This is a genomic window from Streptococcus sp. CCH5-D3, assembly GCF_001556435.1.
Lineage (GTDB): Bacteria > Bacillota > Bacilli > Lactobacillales > Streptococcaceae > Streptococcus.
The window spans coordinates 12,398-32,244 of sequence record NZ_LSIW01000172.1; the positions used below are offsets into that span (position 1 = coordinate 12,398).

Sequence of the window (19,847 nt, forward strand, 5' to 3'; positions counted from 1 at the left end):
TCATTCTAACACAAGATGTTGTGTTTTTCAAGTTGGCTCCTTGCAGTTAATAATTGCCTATCTAGCTCTTTTTCTTTACTTGTAAAAGTGATAAAATAAAGGTTATTAAAAGAAGCGAAGGAAGAATCATGGCTAAAGATAAAAATGTAACAGGAGAAGAAATTTTCGACATTTGCTCGGCCTACATGTCAGCAGATGATTTGAAATTAGTTGAAAAAGCCTGGCATTATGCGACAGATGCTCATAGTGGGCAATCTCGTCAGTCAGGAGAACCTTATATTATTCACCCTATTCAAGTGGCAGGTATCCTGGCAGACCTTCATCTTGATGCAGTGACAGTAGCCTGTGGTTTCTTACACGATGTCGTTGAAGACACCGAAAAAACGCTCGATGATTTGGAAACGGATTTTGGTACGGATGTACGAAATATCGTAGATGGTGTTACTAAGCTTGGTAAGGTTGAGTACAAGTCCCACGAGGAGCAGTTGGCTGAAAACCACCGTAAGATGCTTATGGCCATGTCTAAGGATATCCGTGTCATCTTGGTTAAATTGGCCGACCGTTTACACAATATGCGTACCCTAAAGCATCTTCGCAAGGATAAGCAAGAGCGCATTTCTCGTGAAACCATGGAAATCTATGCTCCTTTGGCTCACCGTCTGGGTATCAGTCGTATCAAATGGGAATTGGAAGATATGTCCTTCCGTTACCTTAATGAGGTGGAATTCTACAAGATTTCTCACATGATGAAGGAAAAACGTCGTGAGCGTGAGGAACTTGTGGACGAGATTGTCGATAAAATTAAGACCTACACAGCTGAACAAGGACTTGTTGGTGATGTTTATGGTCGTCCAAAGCATATCTACTCTATTTATCGTAAGATGCGCGACAAGAAAAAGCGCTTCGATCAAATTTATGATTTGATTGCCATCCGTTGTGTCATGGAGACGCACAGTGATGTTTATGCCATGTTGGGATACATTCATGAGCTCTGGCGTCCGATGCCTGGCCGTTTCAAAGACTATATTGCCAATCCTAAATCCAATGGTTACCAGTCTATCCATACAACGGTTTATGGACCAAAAGGACCTATTGAAATCCAAATCCGTACCAAGGAAATGCACCAAGTTGCCGAATACGGGGTTGCAGCTCACTGGGCTTACAAGAAAGGGATCAAGGGCAAGGTAGATTCGAAAGAGTCCGCTTTGGGAATGAACTGGATTAAAGATCTTGTTGAACTTCAAGATGCCTCAAATGGTGATGCTATGGGATTTGTAGACTCTGTTAAAGAGGATATCTTCTCAGAGCGTATTTATGTCTTTACGCCAAATGGTGCTGTTCAGGAATTGCCTAAAGATTCAGGACCTATTGACTTTGCCTATGCTATCCATACCCAAGTTGGAGAGAAGGCTACAGGTGCTAAGGTTAATGGCCGTATGGTGCCCTTGACTGCCAAACTTAAGACAGGTGATGTGGTTGAGATTGTCACTAATGCCAATTCTTTTGGTCCTAGTCGTGACTGGATTAAGATGGTCAAGACAACTAAGGCCAGAAATAAAATTCGACAATTCTTTAAGAATCAGGATAAGGAAGCTTCTATCACCAAGGGTCGTGAACTTTTGATTGCCTACTTCCAAGAGCATGGCTATATTGCCAATAAGTACCTAGACAAGAAACATATTGAGGAAATTCTCCCTCGTATGAGTGTGCGTAGTGAAGAAGCTCTTTATGCCGCTGTTGGCTTTGGCGAAATTAGTGCTGCTGCTGTTTTCAATCGTCTGACAGAAAAAGAACGCCGTGAGGAGGAGCGTGCTAAGGCAAAAGCTGAAGCTGAAGAGCTAATGAACGGTGGCGAGGTTAAGACTGAGAAGAAAGAAGTTCTTAAGGTTAAGAGTGAAAATGGCGTCATCATTCAAGGTGCGTCGGGTCTCCTCATGCGTATCGCTAAGTGCTGTAACCCAGTACCTGGAGATGAGATTGAAGGTTACATCACCAAGGGCCGTGGAATTGCTATTCACCGTTCAGATTGTAATAATATCAAGAGTCAAGAAGGTTATGAACAACGTTTAATCGAAGTAGAGTGGGATGAACGTAATGCCAATAAATCTTACTTAGCTGAGATTGACATCTATGGCCTTAACCGTTCTGGTCTGTTGAATGATGTTCTTCAAATCTTGTCAAATACGACCAAGAGCATCGCTACGGTCAATGCGCAACCGACTAAGGACATGAAGTTTGCCAATATTCACGTTAGCTTTGAAATTGCCAACCTTATTGAATTGACTGGTTTAGTGGATAAGATTAAAATTATCCCAGACGTTTACAGTGTTAAACGTACCAATGGTTAAGGAGTTACTGCGATGAAGATTGTAATTCAGCGCGTGCAAAGTGCCTCTGTGGTTATTGAGGATTCTACGGTTGGTGCTATTAATCAGGGGCTCTTACTCTTGGTCGGAGTTGGTCCAGAGGATACCAAAGAGGACCTAGAGTATGCAGTTCGTAAGATTGTCAATATGCGTATTTTTTCAGATGAAGATGGCAAGATGAATCTTTCTGTTAAGGATATTGATGGCCAGATTTTGTCGATTTCTCAGTTTACGCTTTTTGCAGATACGAAAAAAGGGAATAGACCAGCATTTACGGGAGCTGCAAAGCCTGACATGGCTAGCCAGTTCTATGACGATTTCAACCAATCCTTGTCAGCTCATGTTCCTGTAGAAAGAGGACGCTTTGGTGCAGATATGCAGGTTAGTCTGGTCAATGACGGACCTGTGACCATTATTTTAGATACTAAAAATCGATAAACAAACCATTTCTCGCCTTGTGTGAGAGGTGTTTTTTTTTACTCTCATCGTATGGGCAATTTAGGTGCTCGATTTTCATTATTTGGGATTTATTTTTGTTATTTTAAGTAGGCTTAACCAAGTGAATATTTAATGAAATTAGAAAATGTTTTTCTCAAATTTCTGAAAAAATCTGACCATTCATGATGAAAAAATTACCGTTTACGAGGATTGCCGGAAATTCCCTTGTCTTACAAAAAAGATTAAGTTAACATTAGTTTCATAAGAAACACCAAGCGATTTTTATGAAACTAAAAAATAACTCGAGTTTACAGCATGCAAATACCAATAGTGATAATTTGAAACGCCGAGGTGATTTAAACTTTTTTTAGAGGGATAGAGAGATATGTCAAAGAAAGTAGCGTCAACTAAATTATTATCAGGGTTGTTTGTAGCCGGCGGTGTCCTAGGGATGAATCAGGTCGCCAAGGCAGATAGCATGGTCAGTTCAGAAGCAACAAAACCAGTCATTACAACTGAAGCAGATAACTTGGTGGTGGTACCAACGGAGGCAGTTGCTCCAGTTGCGACAACAGAAGTAGGTCCATCATCAGCCGCTGTTGCGACAGATACTGCAACAACAGCAACAGCTTCTACAATATTTTCACAAGCTGTGTCAGCAGAGAGTGCTAGCTCAGAAATGCTTGTAGCCAGTGAAGCACTAGCTCCTGAGTCAGCTGCTGTGGAAACCATCACATCATCATCTGATAATGCTACTGAAGTAGGACGCCATTCAACTGCTCAAGTGACACCAGTTACAGAAGTGATAGAGCAAAACTTAAATGGTGATGCTTACTTGACAGATCCAGAAACAACAAAAGCTGCTTATAGCAAGACAGATGGTGATATTAACTATTCTGTTGTTGTGTCTAATCCAACAGCAGAAACTAAGACGATGACTGTCAACTTGACACTTCAACATGCTTCAGAGATCATCGGTCAAGATAACGTTGACCTTACGCTAGCGGCAGGAACATCAGCTAAGGTTTCAAACTTGACAGTAGCGTCAGAGTGGTTGACAAACAATACAGGTTACTTGGTGACAATCAGTGTCAACGATAAATCAGGTAGTACTTTGTCAAGCAAGCGTGCTGGCCTGTCTGTTGAAGATGATTGGACAGTCTTCCCGCGTTACGGTATCGTAGCAGGTTCGCCAACGGATCAAAACAGTATTCTTGTTAAAAATCTTGAAGCCTACCGTAAAGAGCTTGAGCTCATGAAGTCTATGAATATCAACTCATATTTCTTCTATGATGCTTATAGTGAAGCTACAGATCCTTACCCAGAGGGTGTTGATAGCTTTGTTCAAAAATGGAATACCTGGAGTCATACTCAGGTTGACACTAAGGCTGTTAAAGAATTAGTTGACCAAGTTCATAAGTCAGGTGCTGTTGCCATGCTTTATAACATGATTTCAGCAGATTCAAATCCAAAGAATCCAGCCCTTCCACTTGCTGCTTTGGCTTATAACTTCTACGATAGCTTTGGTAAGAAGGGTGAGCCGATGACTTACACTATCGGTGATAACCCAACTCAAGTTTACTATGATCCGGCTAATCCAGATTGGCAAAAATACATTGCGGGTGTCATGAAATCAGCTATGGATCGTATGGGCTTCGATGGTTGGCAAGGTGATACAATTGGTGACAACCGTGTGACTGATTATGAGCACCGTAACAGCTCAGACGAGTCTGACTCATACATGATGTCTGATTCATATGCGTCATTTATTAATGCTATGAAAGACCTCATTGGTGAAAAGTACTACATCACAATCAATGATGTCAATGGTGGTAATGATGATAAATTAGCCAAGGCACGTCAAGATGTTGTTTATAATGAGCTCTGGACAAACGGTGGTTCAGTTATTCCAGGACGTATGCAGGTTGCCTATGGCGATTTGAAAGCACGTATCGATATGGTACGCAATAAAACTGGTAAATCACTTATCGTTGGTGCCTACATGGAAGAACCAGGTATTGATTATACTGTTCCTGGTGGAAAAGCAACTAACGGTGCTGGTAAAGATGCCCTTGCTGGTAAGTCATTGCAAGCTGACGCGACTCTTCTCGTAGATGCGACAGTAGCTGCAGCCGGTGGCTATCACATGTCCATTGCAGCCCTTGCCAATGCTAATGCAGCCCTAAACGTCCTTCAAAGTGCCTATTACCCAACTCAATACCTCAGTGTGGCTAAGGACACTATTCGTAAGCTTTACAATTACCAACAGTTTATCACTGCTTATGAAAATCTTCTCCGTGGTGAGGGTGTGATTAACAGCACTCAGTCTGTGTCTACCAAGAATACTGCTGGTGAAATCCTTTCTAAGGATGCTCTAGGTGTGACAGGAGATCAAGTTTGGACATTTGCTAAATCAGGAAAAGGTTTCTCAACTGTTCAAATGATTAACATGATGGGCATCAATGCGGGCTGGCATAATGAAGAGGGTTATGCGGATAATAAAACACCGGACGCTCAAGAAAATCTCACAGTTCGTCTTAGTCTAGCAGGTAAAACAGCCCAAGAAGCAGCTAAAATTACTGATCAAGTCTATGTGACGTCACCAGATGATTGGGCAACTTCAAGCATGAAGAAGGCACAAGCAAGTCTTGAAACAGATGAAAATGGTCAACCAGTACTTGTTATTTCAGTTCCTAAACTAACGCTTTGGAACATGCTCTATATCAAGGAAGACACAACAGCAACACCGGTAGAACCAGTTATCTTGAAACTAGTTACTAACCAAGCTGGTAAGAAAGCAGACAATACCGTAACATCTGAAGCAAGCTCAGAAACAGCTAAATCCGAAAATACAACAGTAAACAAAGGTTCAGAGGCTCCAACTGATACGAAACCATCTGTTGAAGCTCCTAAACTAGATGAAATAACTAAACCAGCACCAACAGTTGACGAGTTAGTAAACTCAACAGCCTCATCAGAAGTATCAGAAAGTGCAACAGTATCATCGGAAGCATCAGAAACTGAAATTAGTTCAGAAGCATCAACTTCAGAGACTTCAGCATCTGAATCAGAGAATTCAATCAGCACAGTCGTTTCAGAATCAGAAGTAGTTAAAGAACCAGCTGTTTCATTGACAGAATCAGAAAGTCAAGTGAGCACTTCAGAAGTGACTTCGGCAATTTCAGAAACAGTGAGCACATCTGAGGAAGTCATCCTTGATGGACTATCAGAAAACATCAATAGTTGGAATAGACTCTCTGCGGCTCCTCGCGTCTCAGAAAACTTACCAAGTACTTCTGAAACGATTACAGAAGCAGCGTCACTCTTTAGCAATTATGCAAGATATTCAGAAACAGCAAGCTCAGAATCTCACTCTATGGTAGCAGCTTCTTCAGAAGCTTCTATTGAAAAATTAGCAGTATCAATCTTGAAAGATACTGAGGGTGGCTTGTACGATGCAACTACAATCAGAAATATTGTTGAGATGATTGATAGCATTACAACAAATGTTAGCTATACTCGCAGTAGCCGTCAAGACCTTGTCAATACAGCTTCGTCAGATAACACTTACAGTGGTAGTCAAGATCTTAACCTTGCAAGTAAGACAACGACGCAAGCAGGTGAAAAAGGAACAACTGAAGATCTTAAGGCTACAATCGCTAAAACAGCAAAATCTCACAAGTGGGGAGAACATGCTGTAGCTATCCTTACAGCTATTGTCCTTGCAGGTGCGGCAACCCTTGCAGCTCTTCGTAACTTCTTGATGTCAAAAAAAGTTGATAAATAATAAGTAGAACTCTTTGTGTAAACAAGGAGTTTTCTTTATACTGGCTGCTATTTTTTCTGAAAATTGTGATACAATAGAAATAGTTTGAATATTGTGTCAAAGGAGAGCCAATGATTACTGCAAATGATATCGTAAAGGCTAATGAAGTCTTAAAAAACGTGGTGGAACGCACACCACTAGATTTTGATCGCTACTTATCTGAAAAATACGGGGCGACCATTTATATTAAAAAAGAAAATATGCAAAAGGTACGCTCTTTCAAATTGCGAGGAGCCTACTATGCTATTCATCAATTGAGTGATGAGGATAAGGCGCGTGGTGTGGTTTGTGCATCAGCCGGAAACCATGCTCAGGGGGTTGCCTACACTTGTAACGAGATGAGGATTCCGGCAACCATCTTTATGCCAGTAACAACGCCTCTCCAAAAAATTGGTCAAGTCCGTTTCTTTGGTGGCAAGTTTGTAACAATCAAATTGGTGGGAGATACCTTTGATGCTTCTGCTCAAGCAGCACAGGAATATACCAAGTCTGAAGGCATGACTTTCATTGATCCATTCGACGATTATAATGTCCAAGCGGGTCAAGGAACAGTTGCTTATGAAATTTATGAGCAGGCTCAGGAGGAGGGTGTTTCCTTCGATAGTATCTTGGTTCCAGTAGGTGGCGGAGGCCTTATCTCTGGTGTGGCTACTTATATCAAGGATGTGGCACCATCTATGGAAGTTATTGGTGTTGAGGCTAGTGGTGCTCGTAGTATGCGTGCTGCCTTTGACCGTGGTTATCCTATAAAACTCGAAGAAATTGATAAGTTTGCGGATGGGATTGCTGTTCAAAAGGTAGGTGTCAAGACCTATGAAGTTGCACGTAAATATGTTGACCGTCTCTTGGGAGTTGATGAAGGCTTGATTTCAGAAACCCTAATTGATATGTACTCTAAGGTTGGTACCATTGCAGAACCTGCAGGTGCAGCATCAGTAGCAGCTTTGGAAGTGATTAAAGATGAGATTAAAGGAAAAACCATCGTCTGCATCATTTCAGGTGGTAACAATGATATCAACCGTATGCCAGAGATGGAAGAACGTGCGCTTATCTACGATGGCATCAAGCATTACTTTGTGGTTAACTTCCCACAACGTCCAGGTGCCCTTCGTGAATTTGTAAATGATATCTTGGGACCAAATGATGATATCACTCGTTTTGAGTACATCAAACGTGCTAATAAAGGAAAAGGTCCAGTTCTCATTGGTATCGCTCTTAGTGACAAGAACGATTATGATGGACTTCTCGATCGTCTTTCAGCCTTTGACCCAAGTTATATCAACCTTCACGGTAACGAAACACTTTACAATATGCTTGTCTGAGGACAGGTTCACATAATGAAAAAAGAATCGACGAAAGTCGGTTTTTTTCTACTTTAACCCAGCTATACGGAGGCACTAAGGCTTTATCTTCAAATTAAAACCTCAGTATTGCTACTGAGGCTTTCTTTATTCGATAATCAAGAGTCCATCTTTAATGGCGAATGGATTGTCTTTATTGATGCGGTCGTAGAACATGATACCGTTAGTATGGTCGATTTCATGTTGAACAACAATTGAGTTGTAACCACGGAGTTTAATGCGTTTCTTTTCACCCTCTTTGTTGTAGTATTCAACAGTTACTCGAGCATGACGAACCACATAACCAGGAACGTCGCGGTCGACTGAGAGGCATCCTTCTCCATCACCCAAGGCAGCATCCTGAACAGAATGGGCAACTACTTTAGGGTTGTACATGATTTCTTGAAGGCTATATGCTTCTTTTGGTGGATTACCTTCAGCGTCTTCAGGGTTTGGAACGAGAACCGCGATAATGCGTTTTGAAATATCCAATTGTGGGGCTGCAAGACCGACTCCCCCACGAAGCCCCATTTTTTCAGCAATAACAGGATCTTGTGAATTACGAAGAAACTGCATCATTTTTTCACCTAGGATAATGTCTTCGTCTGATAGTGGGAAGGTTACATCTTCAGCGACAGCACGCAAGGTTGGGTTTCCTTCGCGAATGATATCATTCATATCAATCATATGGCTGGCGCGGATAATTTTGGTTTGAGCGTCCATTTGTTTACCTCTATTTTCTTTGATTTACTTGTTTATAACTATAGCACAAAAGGGTTGAAAATTAAACCATCAAGGGTTAAAGTGAGGCTTTTTCTAATCGATAAAAGCCAGTTTTTCCAAGGTTTGTCGTTGTAAAATACGATAGGTCTTAAAAGCTTCTTTTTCAATAATTCCTTGATTGATAAATTGTTTGATGACTCGTTGCACATGGCGATAGCTAGTCCCAAAACTGGCAGCTAGGATAGATGGTGATAGTTGAAAAACACCTTCTTCCTCAATACTCAACATATGAGTAGCCAGACGCTCTTTGACAGAGTAGCTTGCATTTGTTGAGGCAGTAATACCCTGTTTATGCAGTGCCATGGCTAGGTTATGCCCAATTTGATAGAGAAAAACGGGATCTTTGAGGAGCTCTTTTTTATTATTTAAAGGGAGCTGAACTGCTTGAACCTCTTCTAAAGCAATGACTGATGACCCTGCTGGTTGATTGGTCATGAGTTCTACATCTCCAAATATTTGTGGTTGGTTAAGCATTTCTAGGATATGTTCTTTACCATTGAAGAGAGAACGCACAATTTTTACCTTTCCTGACAAAATGTAGGTTAGCTCTGTGATAGCTTTTCCTTGGGTACAAATATAATCATTCTTTTGAAAGGTGACTTTCTGTAATTGGTCGAGGTAGGGGGGTGGAAAGACCTGGTCAAGTTGAGGTCTTATGTCATGATTACGCATACATCTCCTTTTTTAGGACCTAGGTCCTATTTTTTAAAGTCTCCTTAGATTATAATGAAAAAATAACTATCAGACAAGTAAGGAAAGGATGTTCTAATCCCTATATTATGACACGAATTTTAGAAAAAATGAGCCTTCTGGGGCTATCCTTGCTCTTGATTTCGGCCTTTTCGATTTCAACAGCGCTACCACCTATGTTGGACTACTATAGCCCAACCTTTTCTGCCTCGCAAGTGGAGCTTTTAGTATCTGTCCCTTCATTTTCCGTAGTAGCGATGCTCTTACTTAATTCATTTATTGACAAATGGCTAAGTGATAGACAGCTAATTGTGACTGGATTGCTTTTACTTAGTAGTGCTGGGATTTTTCCTTTTTTTGTACAATCCTATCCTCTTGTCTTACTGTCACGTATTGCTTTTGGGATGGGGATTGGCCTTATCAATGCTAAGGCGATTGCCATCATCAGTCAACGTTTTCAAGGTAAAGAACGGGTTCAGATGTTAGGTATTCGTGGCTCCATGGAGTTGATTGGTGGAGCTTCGTGTTCTCTTTTGGTTGGTCAACTATTGAAAATCCATTGGACCTTTGCCTTTCTTATTTATGGTCTTGGTTTTGTGATTCTGACCATGTACCTCCTTTTTGTGCCAACGATGGATCAGGTGGAGAGGAAGCAGATTATAGAAAGTAAACAAGGTCTAAACAAAAAAGACCTTAGTATGATCCTTGGCATGGCCCTTTTAGCAGGATTTGTCATCTGTATTAATTCTTCGATTAGTTTGCGCGTGCCTCTATTTCAGGTTGCTGGTAATACCATTGCGAGTGGGCAATCAGCTTTAGTACTTAGTTTAGAGCAGGGAATTGGAATTGTAGCTGGACTAAGTTTCGCTTCTCTTATAGGATATTTTAAGAATCATCTTTTGCATATAGTGATGTTTTTATTGGCGGTTTGTCTCTTTGGGATGTCAGTGGCTAGTAACTTACCGATTTTGATTTTATCCTCAGTTGGTGTTGGTTTCTTCTATAGTACTGTTTTGACAATTATCTTTAACCGACTTTCTGAGCGTATTGCTAGAAATCTGTTGAACAAAGCGACAGCCTATGTCCTCTTGGGGTGTAACCTAGGGTCTGCCCTCTCTCCTTATGTTTTGAAATTATTGGCACTTGTATCTCCAAGTTTTAGTTGGATTTTCCTAGCCTATGCTATAGTAAGTTTCCTACTTTTCCTTGGGTTTTTGATGAAATCAAGAATGACAAAAAAGTCTAAGATGTAGAAATCTAAACAGTGAATCTTGTGATTGACAAAGATTAGTAGATAAGCTAAAATAGAGAGGTCGTAAAGACAAACCAACTCTTTCTTGGTTTTAGGAGAGCCAATCCTAAGACTCGGATGGAGCAAAAAAAGGAGAAAAAACATGGCAATCTCAAAAGAGAAAAAAAATGAAATCATTGCTCAATACGCACGTCACGAAGGTGACACTGGTTCAGTAGAGGTTCAAGTTGCTGTCCTTACTTGGGAAATCAACCACCTTAACGACCACATTAAACAACACAAAAAAGACCACGCTACTTACCGTGGTTTGATGAAAAAAATCGGTCACCGTCGTAACTTGTTGGCATACCTTCGCCGTACAGACGTTAACCGTTACCGTGAGTTGATCAGCTCACTCGGACTTCGTCGTTAATAACGGTGCCAAGGGCGTAAAAAATCCGTATGAAAATAGGGGAACGACGTCGTGTTTAAAGAACACAAGGAGTTTCATCTTTTTCACTAGGATTTTAGCCCGAGTTCAGAACAGCTCTCTAGATTTAGAGGGCTGTTATTTTTTTGGTTTATGTTCAATCCTCAAGATACAAAGGCCGTCAAAAGTGCAAAGCAAAAATAGGAAAATTGACGAAGAAATTTTAGCTTCTAGGAGATTTTATCTTTTTTGCCAAGTGTCTAGGCCTTGTTCAATTGAATACACGAAAATGGAACTGCTCTATGATGGGGCAGTTTTTTTATTCGCTAGGATTTTAGCCTGAGTTCAAAACAGCTCTCTAGATGTAGAGGGCTGTTTTTCTGCATTCCTCTAAAAATTTCTTACGATGATTAATCTATAGAACAAAAAAAACTCCAAAATTAATTCTGGAAGTTTTTTAACTTAAAATCTTTTTGATAACTGTTTGAAATTGAGGGAGTTGATGGATAGCAGTTCCGACAAGGATACCTAACATATTTAAGGTGATATCTCCCAAATCAAAGACTCCCAAATGTCCGAAGTACTGAATGGATTCGACGGAGAAAAGGGTAAGGAGACAAAGTAGGAGATTACTCAATCGTGAAGAAAAGAGGAGTCCCAGAGGAATGAACATTAAGAGGTTCATGATGGGAACGAAGTGGCTACCCCAGTATAATTCCCGAGCAAAGGAAAGGGGGTTAAGTGAGAGACCTTGGGTACCAATGTTTTTCAAGAAAAGTAGGTAGAAGAGAGCAAGAAAGTAAATGAAGTAGAGTAGGAGTAGTGTCTGTTTTTTCAGCTTTCTAGTAAGAAGTAGTTTCAAAAAAGCGTAGACAAAGTAACTCAGTAGGACAATAATGACTAGGTTGAGTAAGACTTGAAAGTAGGAGCCATAATGGGCGATGTAATGAACGTACTGTTCGAGATGCCCCCTATAAAACCAATAAGACAAGGCCAGTGAGAGGATTCCTAGTAAGATGTTACTCAATGTTTTTAATGTTTTTGCCACTTTGCTCCTCCATTTGCATATGATGAGTACACATTATATCAAAAAAACGTTTAAAGAAAGTTAAGAAACTGTAACGAAGTTTTGATAGAATAAAAGGATAAGGCAGAATCAAAGACTAAAAAAGGACTTTGAAACAGCAACTCTACTTTTGACTAACAATTTAATGATTTTTGTAAACAGGCTATGAAAGCTTATAAAATAATTAAATTTTAAAAATTAGGAGTCAGCACCTTGTTTCGAGATTATTAAAATGTTATTATATAGTAGTGAATTTTTAACATAAAAAGGAGTTCGTCTTATGAATAAAAAGGTTTTGGCGACAGCTGGAATTGCAGCACTTGCAGTTTCTGCTACAGTTGCTAAAGCTGATGAGGTAACGACAAACGATCAAGCCTCAACAACAGCATCAGTATCATCGACAGCTACACAAGCTGTCCCAACTCAAGCCCAAGTCGAAGCGGCTAGAGAACAAGCCAGCGCTGCAAATCAAGCAGTATCGCAACAAGAGTCAGTTGTTGCTAATCATGAAGTAGCTGCAAACCAGGCTCAAGCAAACCTAGCGACAGCAGATTCTAACTTGCAAAAGGCACAAACAGCAGCCGATGAAGCAAGTCCAGAAACTATTGCTGCCGCTCAAGGTCAAGTAACTACTGCTGAAAATGCAGCTAAGGAAGCTAAGTCAGCAGTCGAAACAGCTCAATCAGCAGAAAAAACTGCTAAAGATGCAGCAGACAAACAGCAAGCTGTCGTTAATACAGATCAAGCTAATGTCAATGCTAAAGCTACTGAAGTGGCTAATGCTCAAAAATCAGTAGATGCCGCTAAAGCAGCTCTTAATGGTTCTAGTGCTTCTGAGGCAGCTTCTAACCAAGCTAAAGCGCAATCAGCTTTTGATGCTGCAACAGCAGCTGAGAAAAAAGCTCAAGAAGAATTGGCAGCCGCTCAGGCAGCTGATAAAGAAAAAGCTACTGCTATTTCAGCTAAAGAAGGGCAATTGACTGCAGACCAAAATGCAGCAAACCAAGCTAAAGCAGCTTATGAGACTGCTCAAACAGTAGCTAATGAAAAGGCAGCCGCACTTGCAGCCGCTGAAGCAGCTAAGAAAAAAGCAGAATCTTCAACAACTTCAACAGCTAATGTTCGTCAAAAATTCTCAGTGTCACAAGAGTATGTCAATGCTCTTAAGATTCATGAGTCTAAAACAGCGACCGCAGCAGAAAAAGCTCAAGCTGAACAAGTCTTGAAGAACGTTAATAAACGTGATCGTGGTAACAATAGTTATCAAGATAATGAAGCGGATAAAAATGTTAAAATTAGTGATTTGAATAATCTTAGTGAAGCTCAAATTACAGATTTGTCATTGTATGCTTCAAGTTTGATTAACCAAATTCGTACAGCCTTTGGTACAACTCAAACATCTGTTTCAAAAGGTAGTGTTCTTGCGGCTGACCGTGTTTCAGATGGTTATGTAGCAGATAACTGGGGTTGGGAAGCTATTACCCATCAACGACATGATAGTGCCGCCCTTGACCGTGCTGGTAAGTCATTTAATAGTGTAAGTATTGGTGAAAACCTTAATACATGGCAAGGTTTGACAGGACCATTTACCCTTAACGACATTAAGAAATATGTCTATGAAGCTATGCTTGACTTCATGTTTAACGGTAATGAGTGGAACCATGCTCGTTCTATCTCTGGACTTACAGCAGATGGTGGTGAGTCTTACATTGGAACAGACATCAGTGTTGTTGCCGGTGCCTTTAACGTTCACGTAAACAATGTCAATAAAAATTCTATCGCTTCTGATAGTAGCTTTGACACAACTAAGATTGCTAACCCATATGAAGGTAACCAATCTCAATCATCTTCAAATGCAAATCTTGCTGCTGCAAAAGCAGCTTATGAAGCTGCTAAGCAAGCTAACGATCAAGCTCAAAGTGACTTGGCTAGCAAGAAAGCGGCTTCTGAGTCAGCAACTCTTAAGCTTAAGAATACTCAGTCAGAACTTGCAGCTCTTAAAGCGACTGCAAGCAAGTTGGCAGCTGCTCAGAATAACCTTTCTGAAAAACAAGCAGCCCTTGCAACTGCTAAATCAGAATTGGAAAAAGCTAACGCTGCAGTTGAAAACCTTAATGCTAACGCACAAGAAAAAGCAGCAGCCCTTAGCAAAGCTCAAGCAACTCTTGATGAAAAACAAGCAGAGCTTAAAACAGCTAAAGATAAACTTGCGACAAGTTCTGCAACCTTGCAACGTTTGACAAATGCCTACAACGCTGCTAAGCAAGATACTGCTAAGAAACAAGTAGCATTGACACAAGCTAACCAAGCCTTGACTGCTGCTAAGAACCGTCTAGCAGCCCTTACAAATGCTTCAGGTAACCTAGCTAAGGCTAAAGCAGAACGTGCAACAGCCTTTGCCAAATTTACTGCGGCGAAAGCAGCTCTTTCAACTGAACGTGCGAAACTTGTTGAATTGTCAGCTAAGCGTGATAAATTAACGAGCGAATACACGACTGTTCAAACAGCCTTCGATAACTATATGAAAGCTAAGGCAGACAAAGAGCTTCAAACACAATTGGCTAAAGAGTATGCTAACATCATCTCTAAAGGTCTTACACCAGTACCTGTTTACGATGTAGATGGTAAAGTTGTTGCTTTCACAACACAAGAAAAAGCAGCTCAAACGGCGGCTCAAATTCCTGTAAATTATGGTCAAACAAAAGCTGAGAAACAAGCTCCTGTACAAGCAGCAGACAGCTTGCCAGAAACAGGTGAGTCAACTGCAGCAGGATTCAGTCTTGTAGGTCTCTTCATGACACTATTGGCCTTCCTTGGTTTCGTTGACAGACGTACACGTCGTAACTAATCATTATAGACAAAAAAACGGCAACTGCCGTTTTTTTGTATGTCTGAGAATCTAAAAAAGTTAAGGTCGAAACCTTAACTTTTTCGTTTTTAACCCAAGAAACGTTTGAGGAATTCCTTAGTACGTTCTTCTTTAGGATTTTCAAAGATTTGTTCTGGGCTACCTTGTTCAGCGATTACCCCTTTATCCATGAAGATGACACGGTCTGAAACATCACGTGCGAACTCCATTTCATGGGTAACGATAATCATGGTCAAACCAGTTTCAGATAGCTCCTGCATAGTCTTGAGTACTTCCCCTACCATTTCTGGGTCAAGGGCTGAAGTTGGCTCGTCAAAGAGGATGGCTTCTGGATCAACAGAGAGGGCACGGGCAATGGCCACACGTTGTTTTTGTCCCCCTGAAAGTTGTTTGGGTTTAGCTTTCCAGTATTGTTCCCCCATACCAACTTTCTCCAAGTTAGCTTTGGCGATGCTTTCAGCTTCTTTACGGTCACGTTTGAGAACAGTTGTTTGAGCTACGATAGCATTTTCCAAGACATTAAGGTTTTCAAAGAGGTTGAAGGATTGGAAAACCATACCGAGTCTTTCACGATAGGTAGTGAGGTCGTAACCTTTTTCAAGGACGTTGTCCCCATGATAGAGGATTTCACCACCTGAAGGTGATTCTAGTAGGTTAATAGAGCGAAGGAAGGTTGATTTCCCTGAACCTGAAGAACCAATAATTGAGATAACCTCACCCTTTTTGACACTGAGGGAGATATCTTTGAGGACTTCATTTTTTCCGTATGATTTTTTGAGGTTTTTAATTTCTAAAATCGTCTCAGTCATTAGTGAACCCCTCCTTGTGTGTAAGTATCTTGATCCAAACGGCGTTCTACATAACGCAAGATGCGTGTCACTGTGAAGGTAAGGACAAAGTAGATTGCTGCGATAACAAAGAATGTTTGGAAGTATTGATAAGTTTGGCTTGCGACAGTGTTACCAGCGAAGTAAAGTTCCACAACAGAGATAACGTTCAAAACAGAGGTATCCTTGATATTGATAACGAACTCATTACCAGTAGCTGGCAAGATGTTACGGATAACCTGTGGAAGAACAATCTTACGCATGGTTTGACCATGGGTAAATCCAAGAGCAGTTGCAGCTTCAAATTGTCCTTTATCTACAGCGAAGATACCGCCACGAACGATTTCACTCATGTAGGCTCCGGTGTTGATAGAAACGATGAAGACAGCTGCTAGAGTACGGTCAATATTGATACCAAAGGCTTGGGCAGTACCGTAGTAGATAACCATAGATTGTACAATCATTGGTGTACCACGGAAAACCTCGATATAGACATTAAGAACCCAACCGAAGAGTTTTTGGATCAAGGCTACAAATTTATTAGCAGCCTTAGGAGCTGTGCGGTAAACACCAATCATAAGACCGATGAAAGTACCTACAACTGTACCGATAATTGAGATAAGAAGGGTAATTCCTGTACCACGTAGGAATTGTGGCCAGTTCTTAGCGATGATAGTGCTCATCTGACTAAAGAAGTTTCCTTTTTTAGCCTCATCAGTCTTATCTGCAGGTTGGATGTTAATGATGTGATCCATCAGTTTGACACGTTCCTCTTGGCTGATTCCAGCAAGGACCTTATTGACTTGCTCCATTTGTTGGCTGTCTCCTTTTCGAAGACCGACGGCCAAGGATACGTCATCGTCTGAAACCTGGAAACCACCATCTTTAAGCGTAATCATCTTATATTTTGAGCTAGCTTCTTCGGCAGTTTTTGCTTCAGGACGCTCTGAAACATAACCATCGATGATACCAGATGCAAGGGCTTGGCGCATAGCACCGAAGTCTCCCATAGCGGTTTGTTTGCTGACACCTGGGATTTGATCAATCAAATTATAGAGATAAACCCCTTGTTGAGCTGTGATTTTAGCATCCTTGAAGTCTTTGAGGCTCTTAGCGTTGGCATAATCACCATCTGAGCTGACAACCATGACAGGTTCGCTTCGGTAGTAGCTGTCTGAAAAGTCAATTTCTTGACGACGTTCAGCTGTTGGGCTCATACCTGCGATAATCATATCAATCTTGCCGGAAGTGAGGGCAGGAATCAAACCTGTCCAAGCTGTTTTAACCACCAAGGGTTTCTTGCCTTGGGCTTCAGCGATTTTTTTAGCGATTTGCACGTCATAACCGTTGGCATACTGTTTAGTACCTTCGATTGGAACGGCTCCGTTTGAGTCATCGTCCTGCGTCCAGTTGAAAGGTGCATAGGCAGCTTCCATACCGACACGGAGATACTCGTCTGCTTGAGCGCTTGATACTCCGCCAAAAACGAGGAGGAGCGCTGCAAAGCAGGCTACAATAATTTTTTTCATTGAAACAATGTCTCCTATAAAAATGTCATACCTTACTATTTTACAGGAAATTAGGACTAATGACAATAAGCTGGGATTAGAAAAACAATCTCTATATCAAGATTGTCTTCAAATACAAGTTGTAATTTGATATAATGGGAAGGACGATTTGGAGCCTTGATCATTTTTGCTGTGATGAGGCTAGCATTTTAAAACGGAGATAATTATGCAAACGGCACAATTTATTATTGAATTACTAAAAGCAGTCTTTCTTGGGATTGTCGAAGGTATCACTGAGTGGCTACCGATTTCATCTACAGGTCACTTGATTTTGGTGAATGAATTCTTGAACTTGAGACAAAGTAAAGATTTCATCGATATGTTTAATATCGTTATCCAACTTGGTGCTATTCTGGCGGTTATGGTCATTTACTTTAAACGTTTGAATCCCTTCCAACCTGGTAAGACAGCACGTGAAGTGCAATTAACTTGGCAACTTTGGCTCAAGGTGGTCATTGCCTGTATTCCCTCAGCATTCTTTGGTTTACTTTTAGATGACTGGATGGAGGCCCATCTCAGTAATTTCTTTGTAGTAGCTATCATGTTGGTGGTCTACGGGATTGCCTTTATTTGGATTGAGGACCGCAATCGACGTGTAGAACCTAAGGTAACGGATTTGGCACGTATGTCTTACAAGACAGCTTTCTATATTGGTCTTTTCCAAGTCTTGAGTATCATTCCAGGGACAAGCCGTTCAGGTGCTACTATTCTTGGGGGTATCATCGTTGGTACTAGTCGTAGCGTAGCTGCTGACTTTACCTTCTTCCTTGGTATTCCAACCATGTTTGGTTATAGTGGACTTAAGGCGGTTAAGTATTTCATTGACGGGAATACCTTGACAGGTGGACAAGTGGCTATTCTCTTGGTAGCTAGTGTGACAGCCTTTGTTGTCAGCTTGTTCGTGATTCGCTTCTTGATGAATTACATTAAGAAACATGATTTCACAGTTTTCGGAAAATACCGTATCGTGCTTGGTATTATTGTGCTTCTTTATGGAGCTGTCAAACTTATTTTCGGATAATTACTTTTAAGTAAACTGAAAAAGGACTTCATTTGAAGTCCTTTTTTATCTGGTTTAGAGATTATTTGTGGAGAAGTTTTCCAAAGATAAGGTAAGCTAGCAACCATAGGACCAGTCCGCAAGTCAAGAAGCTAGCTAGGATTTTCAAGAAGTCCACGATATTATGCAAGGGATACCATCCGGACAAACAGAGAATTGGAAGGATGGTAACACACATGATTGAGAAGTGGAGAGGAGATTGCTGTTTGAGCGATAAACGGTTATCGTCGTAAATGGGTGCAGTTGCTAGTATGATGGCGACGATTATCCCTGTAAGAAAGGTAGATTTGTTTACTTGATAAGGTTGCCCCGATAAGTAGAGAAAGAGCGTCAATAAACTCGTTATTCCTCCAGCAATGCTAGCTCGTAGCCACCCTTTTTTATAGGCAGTCATGGTCATCACCTCCATGTATATCTTCACTTTTATTATACTCCAATCTAGGATAGATGACAGGTATAAATGGGGAAATACAAGGTTTTGTTAGTATTAAGAAGTTTTTAGAAATCCTTTCCAAAATAAGACTCAAACTTGCTCAGAAATTGCTATCTCTTGGCTTTTCTAGTATAATGAAATAACTACTCGTGCGAGGTTTTTTACATATGGAAATGAAACAAATAAGCGAGACAACTCTAAAAATCATGATTACCATGGAAGATCTTGAAGAACATGGTATGGAATTGAAGGATTTCTTGATTCCCCAGGAAAAAACAGAGGAATTTTTCTATACTGTCATGGATGAGTTGGACTTGCCTGATAACTTTAAAAATAGTGGAATGCTGAGCTTCCGTGTCACGCCACGCAAGGATCGTGTGGATGTCTTTGTGACTAAATCAGATCTTAAGGAAGACCTTGATTTCAACGATTTGTCAGATATGGATGACTATTCAGGGCTTTCTCCAGAAGAGTTTCTAAAGGCCCTTGAGGGTAACTTTATGGACAAGGGTGACATCGAAGCACACCATAAGCTCGAAGAGCTTGAAAAGACCTTGGAAGAGGTTGATAAGGCTATGACAGAGCCTACCAAGGAAGTGGCTGAAGAAAATATTCGTGAAGACTATACCCACTATGTCTTGGCCTTCTCTGACTTTGATCAAGTGGTGACTTTTACGCAAGGTTTGAAGGATATACCTGTTGAAGGTTCTGAGCTTTATAAACTTGGGGATGTCTACTACATGACGATCCTTCTTTACTTGGCTGATGAGCCTGATTATTACGCGAACAATATGTATGCGCGTTTTCTTGAATATGCGAATGTAGCAGACCGAACACGTGCCTACCTACAAGAGCATGCAACAATCTTGATGGAAGAGGACGCCTTACCGGTACTACAAGCAACGAAATGGAGCTAAGAC

15 protein-coding genes are annotated in these 19,847 nt (G+C 40.9%); 9 read left to right on the forward strand and 6 right to left on the reverse strand.

From position 1 onward, the window contains the following. Positions 1 to 128 precede the first annotated feature (128 nt). The 4 genes from AX662_RS09845 to ilvA all read left to right on the forward strand — a co-directional run bounded on the left by AX662_RS09845 (position 129) and on the right by ilvA (position 7,952). Positions 129 to 2,348 (forward strand): RelA/SpoT family protein, encoded by a 2,220-nt coding sequence (locus AX662_RS09845; RefSeq protein ID WP_060972343.1) that lies wholly within the window; start codon positions 129 to 131, stop codon positions 2,346 to 2,348. Positions 2,349 to 2,360: 12 nt separating this feature from the next. Then, on the forward strand, positions 2,361 to 2,804 hold the full coding sequence (gene dtd, locus AX662_RS09850; RefSeq protein ID WP_060972344.1) for a D-aminoacyl-tRNA deacylase: 444 nt from the start codon (positions 2,361 to 2,363) through the stop codon (positions 2,802 to 2,804). A 385-nt stretch (positions 2,805 to 3,189) separates the two neighbouring features. Further along, complete coding sequence (locus AX662_RS09855) at positions 3,190 to 6,591, forward strand: glycoside hydrolase family 66 protein (protein ID WP_060972345.1); 3,402 nt, start codon at positions 3,190 to 3,192, stop codon at positions 6,589 to 6,591. 110 nt (positions 6,592 to 6,701) lie between these two features. Beyond that, on the forward strand, positions 6,702 to 7,952 hold the full coding sequence (gene ilvA, locus AX662_RS09860) for a threonine ammonia-lyase IlvA (RefSeq protein ID WP_048673985.1): 1,251 nt from the start codon (positions 6,702 to 6,704) through the stop codon (positions 7,950 to 7,952). Between the two features lie 126 nt (positions 7,953 to 8,078). On the opposite strand, the gene def is transcribed toward ilvA, so the two are convergent. After that, positions 8,079 to 8,693: a peptide deformylase gene (def, locus tag AX662_RS09865; protein WP_060972346.1), complete on the reverse strand. Its 615-nt coding sequence runs from the start codon at positions 8,691 to 8,693 to the stop codon at positions 8,079 to 8,081. Between the two features lie 93 nt (positions 8,694 to 8,786). After that, positions 8,787 to 9,425, reverse strand: a complete 639-nt coding sequence (locus tag AX662_RS09870) for a Crp/Fnr family transcriptional regulator (RefSeq protein ID WP_060972347.1) — start codon at positions 9,423 to 9,425, stop codon at positions 8,787 to 8,789. Between the two features lie 107 nt (positions 9,426 to 9,532). Here AX662_RS09870 and AX662_RS09875 point away from each other — a divergent pair, with 107 nt between their 5' ends. Both AX662_RS09875 and rpsO read left to right on the forward strand, forming a co-directional pair. Then, positions 9,533 to 10,696 carry an MFS transporter gene (locus AX662_RS09875; protein ID WP_060972348.1) on the forward strand — a complete coding sequence of 388 codons (1,164 nt, stop codon included), beginning with the start codon at positions 9,533 to 9,535 and terminating at the stop codon, positions 10,694 to 10,696. Positions 10,697 to 10,837: 141 nt separating this feature from the next. Next, positions 10,838 to 11,107 (forward strand): 30S ribosomal protein S15, encoded by a 270-nt coding sequence (rpsO, locus tag AX662_RS09880; protein ID WP_008535715.1) that lies wholly within the window; start codon positions 10,838 to 10,840, stop codon positions 11,105 to 11,107. Positions 11,108 to 11,561: 454 nt separating this feature from the next. Here rpsO and AX662_RS09885 read toward each other — a convergent pair whose 3' ends face one another. Continuing rightward, entirely contained in the window at positions 11,562 to 12,152 is a 591-nt protein-coding gene (locus AX662_RS09885; RefSeq protein ID WP_049529346.1) for a VanZ family protein, read from the reverse strand. A gap of 298 nt (positions 12,153 to 12,450) precedes the next feature. On the opposite strand from AX662_RS09885, the gene AX662_RS09890 reads away from it, so the two are divergent. Further along, positions 12,451 to 15,018, forward strand: a complete 2,568-nt coding sequence (locus tag AX662_RS09890) for an SEC10/PgrA surface exclusion domain-containing protein (RefSeq protein ID WP_060972349.1) — start codon at positions 12,451 to 12,453, stop codon at positions 15,016 to 15,018. A gap of 89 nt (positions 15,019 to 15,107) precedes the next feature. Here the strand turns inward: AX662_RS09890 and AX662_RS09895 are convergent, their stop codons facing one another. Then, the gene (locus AX662_RS09895) at positions 15,108 to 15,848 is read right to left on the reverse strand and encodes an amino acid ABC transporter ATP-binding protein (protein WP_002886432.1); all 741 of its coding nucleotides are present in this window, start codon (positions 15,846 to 15,848) and stop codon (positions 15,108 to 15,110) included. Then, positions 15,848 to 17,395, reverse strand: a complete 1,548-nt coding sequence (locus AX662_RS09900; RefSeq protein ID WP_014633815.1) for an ABC transporter substrate-binding protein/permease — start codon at positions 17,393 to 17,395, stop codon at positions 15,848 to 15,850. Before AX662_RS09900 ends, AX662_RS09895 begins: the two co-directional genes overlap by 1 nt. Positions 17,396 to 17,600: 205 nt before the next feature. Between AX662_RS09900 and AX662_RS09905 the strand changes: the two genes are divergently transcribed. Continuing rightward, complete coding sequence (locus AX662_RS09905; protein WP_002883622.1) at positions 17,601 to 18,455, forward strand: undecaprenyl-diphosphate phosphatase; 855 nt, start codon at positions 17,601 to 17,603, stop codon at positions 18,453 to 18,455. A gap of 61 nt (positions 18,456 to 18,516) precedes the next feature. Here AX662_RS09905 and AX662_RS09910 read toward each other — a convergent pair whose 3' ends face one another. Further along, positions 18,517 to 18,888: a DUF3021 family protein gene (locus tag AX662_RS09910; protein WP_041826644.1), complete on the reverse strand. Its 372-nt coding sequence runs from the start codon at positions 18,886 to 18,888 to the stop codon at positions 18,517 to 18,519. A gap of 206 nt (positions 18,889 to 19,094) precedes the next feature. Here AX662_RS09910 and mecA point away from each other — a divergent pair, with 206 nt between their 5' ends. After that, on the forward strand, positions 19,095 to 19,844 hold the full coding sequence (gene mecA, locus AX662_RS09915) for an adaptor protein MecA (protein ID WP_014633817.1): 750 nt from the start codon (positions 19,095 to 19,097) through the stop codon (positions 19,842 to 19,844). The last annotated feature ends 3 nt before the right edge of the window (positions 19,845 to 19,847 follow it).